Origin of the sequence: Flavobacterium zhoui (genome assembly GCF_042787235.1) — a bacterium.
GTDB lineage: Bacteria > Bacteroidota > Bacteroidia > Flavobacteriales > Flavobacteriaceae > Flavobacterium > Flavobacterium zhoui.
This window is the reverse complement of the sequence record NZ_JBHZPY010000028.1, coordinates 1-2,564: the sequence shown is the minus strand read 5'-3', so window position 1 is coordinate 2,564 and position 2,564 is coordinate 1. Positions and strand designations below refer to the sequence as shown.

Genomic DNA, 2,564 nt, shown 5'->3' with positions numbered 1-2,564 from the left:
AGAAGATAACGATAGTGGTATCCTGAGTAGGGCGGGACACGAGAAATCCTGTCTGAATTTGGCGGGACCATCCGCTAAGGCTAAATACTCCTGAGAGACCGATAGTGAACCAGTACCGTGAGGGAAAGGTGAAAAGAACCGTGAATAACGGAGTGAAATAGATCCTGAAACCATACGCTTACAAGCGGTCGGAGCCCTTTCGTGGGGTGACGGCGTGCCTTTTGCATAATGAGCCTACGAGTTAACGTTGCTGGCAAGGATAAGTGGTTAAGCCACGGATCCGTAGCGAAAGCGAGTCTGAATAGGGCGCTTTAGTCAGTAGTGTTAGACGCGAAACCGTGTGATCTACCCATGGGCAGGATGAAGCTGTGGTAACACACAGTGGAGGTCCGAACCGGTTGACGTTGAAAAGTCTTCGGATGACCTGTGGGTAGGGGTGAAAGGCCAATCAAACTCGGAAATAGCTCGTACTCCCCGAAATGCATTTAGGTGCAGCGTTATGCGTAAAGTTATATAGAGGTAGAGCTACTGATTGGATGCGGGGGCTTCACCGCCTACCAATTCCTGACAAACTCCGAATGCTATATAATGTTTCATAACAGTGAGGGCTTGGGTGCTAAGGTCCAAGTCCGAGAGGGAAAGAACCCAGACCATCAGCTAAGGTCCCCAAATATATACTAAGTTGAAAGAACGAGGTTTGTCTGCCCAGACAGCTAGGATGTTGGCTTGGAAGCAGCCATTCATTTAAAGAGTGCGTAACAGCTCACTAGTCGAGCGGACGAGCATGGATAATAATCGGGCATAAGTATATTACCGAAGCTATGGATTGCGTATTTATTTACGCAGTGGTAGGGGAGCATTCTCACAGGGTAGAAGGTGTGTCGTAAGGCATGCTGGACCGGTGAGAAAAGAAAATGTAGGCATAAGTAACGATAATGCGGGCGAGAAACCCGCACACCGAAAGACTAAGGTTTCCACAGCTATGCTAATCAGCTGTGGGTTAGTCGGGACCTAAGGCGAACCCGAAAGGGACAGTCGATGGACAACGGGTTAATATTCCCGTACTAGTTATTACTGTGATGGGGTGACGGAGTGATGAAAGCGCCGCGAACTGACGGAATAGTTCGTTGAAGTACCTACCTATAAGCTGCGCAGGCAAATCCACGCGGCTTGGGGAAATACGATAGTACTCGGAGTCTTCGGACAAAGAGATAGTGCGCCTAAGGGCTTCCAAGAAAAACCTCTAAACTTCAGGTAATAAGTACCCGTACCGCAAACCGACACAGGTAGTCGAGGAGAGAATCCTAAGGTGCTCGAGAGATTCATGGCTAAGGAATTAGGCAAAATAGACCCGTAACTTCGGGAGAAGGGTCGCCTCGTGGTAACACGAGGCCGCAGTGAAGAGGTCCAGGCGACTGTTTATCAAAAACACAGGGCTCTGCAAAATCGTAAGATGAAGTATAGGGCCTGACACCTGCCCGGTGCTGGAAGGTTAAGTGGAGATGTTATCTTCGGAGAAGCATTGAAATGAAGCCCCAGTAAACGGCGGCCGTAACTATAACGGTCCTAAGGTAGCGAAATTCCTTGTCGGGTAAGTTCCGACCTGCACGAATGGTGTAACGATCTGGACACTGTCTCAGCCATGAGCTCGGTGAAATTGTAGTAGCGGTGAAGATGCCGCTTACCCGCAGTGGGACGAAAAGACCCTGTGCACCTTTACTATAGCTTAGTATTGACCTTGGACAAATGATGTGTAGGATAGGTTGGAGACTGTGAAGTGGCGTCGCTAGGCGTTGTGGAGTCATTGTTGAAATACAACCCTTTGTTTGTCTGAGGCCTAACCCCGTTATGCGGGGGACATTGCTTGGTGGGTAGTTTGACTGGGGTGGTCGCCTCCAAAAGAGTAACGGAGGCTTCTAAAGGTTCCCTCAGTACGCTTGGTAACCGTGCGTAGAGTGCAATGGCATAAGGGAGCTTGACTGAGAGACATACAGGTCGATCAGGTACGAAAGTAGAGCATAGTGATCCGGTGGTTCCGCATGGAAGGGCCATCGCTCAAAGGATAAAAGGTACGCCGGGGATAACAGGCTGATCTCCCCCAAGAGCTCATATCGACGGGGGGGTTTGGCACCTCGATGTCGGCTCGTCACATCCTGGGGCTGGAGAAGGTCCCAAGGGTTGGGCTGTTCGCCCATTAAAGTGGCACGCGAGCTGGGTTCAGAACGTCGTGAGACAGTTCGGTCTCTATCTACTGTGGGCGCAAGAAATTTGAGTGGATCTGATTCTAGTACGAGAGGACCGAATTGGACAAACCTCTAGTGTATCTGTTGTCACGCCAGTGGCATCGCAGAGTAGCTACGTTTGGAAGGGATAAGCGCTGAAAGCATATAAGCGCGAAACCCACCACAAGATGAGATTTCTTTTAAGGGTCGTAGGAGATGACTACGTTGATAGGCTATAGGTGTAAAGGCAGTAATGTCATAGCCGAGTAGTACTAATAACCCGTAAGCTTATGTACGCTTTTCCTCTCCCGTCTTTTGGGACGAGAGAGGAAGAAACTTTCT

General features: G+C 49.6%; 1 rRNA gene. It reads left to right on the top strand.

What is annotated here, in order from left to right:
* Window positions 1-2,518: ribosomal RNA gene (locus tag ACFX5F_RS16150) — 23S ribosomal RNA — on the top strand; the annotation flags it as partial.
* Window positions 2,519-2,564 lie beyond the last annotated feature (46 nt).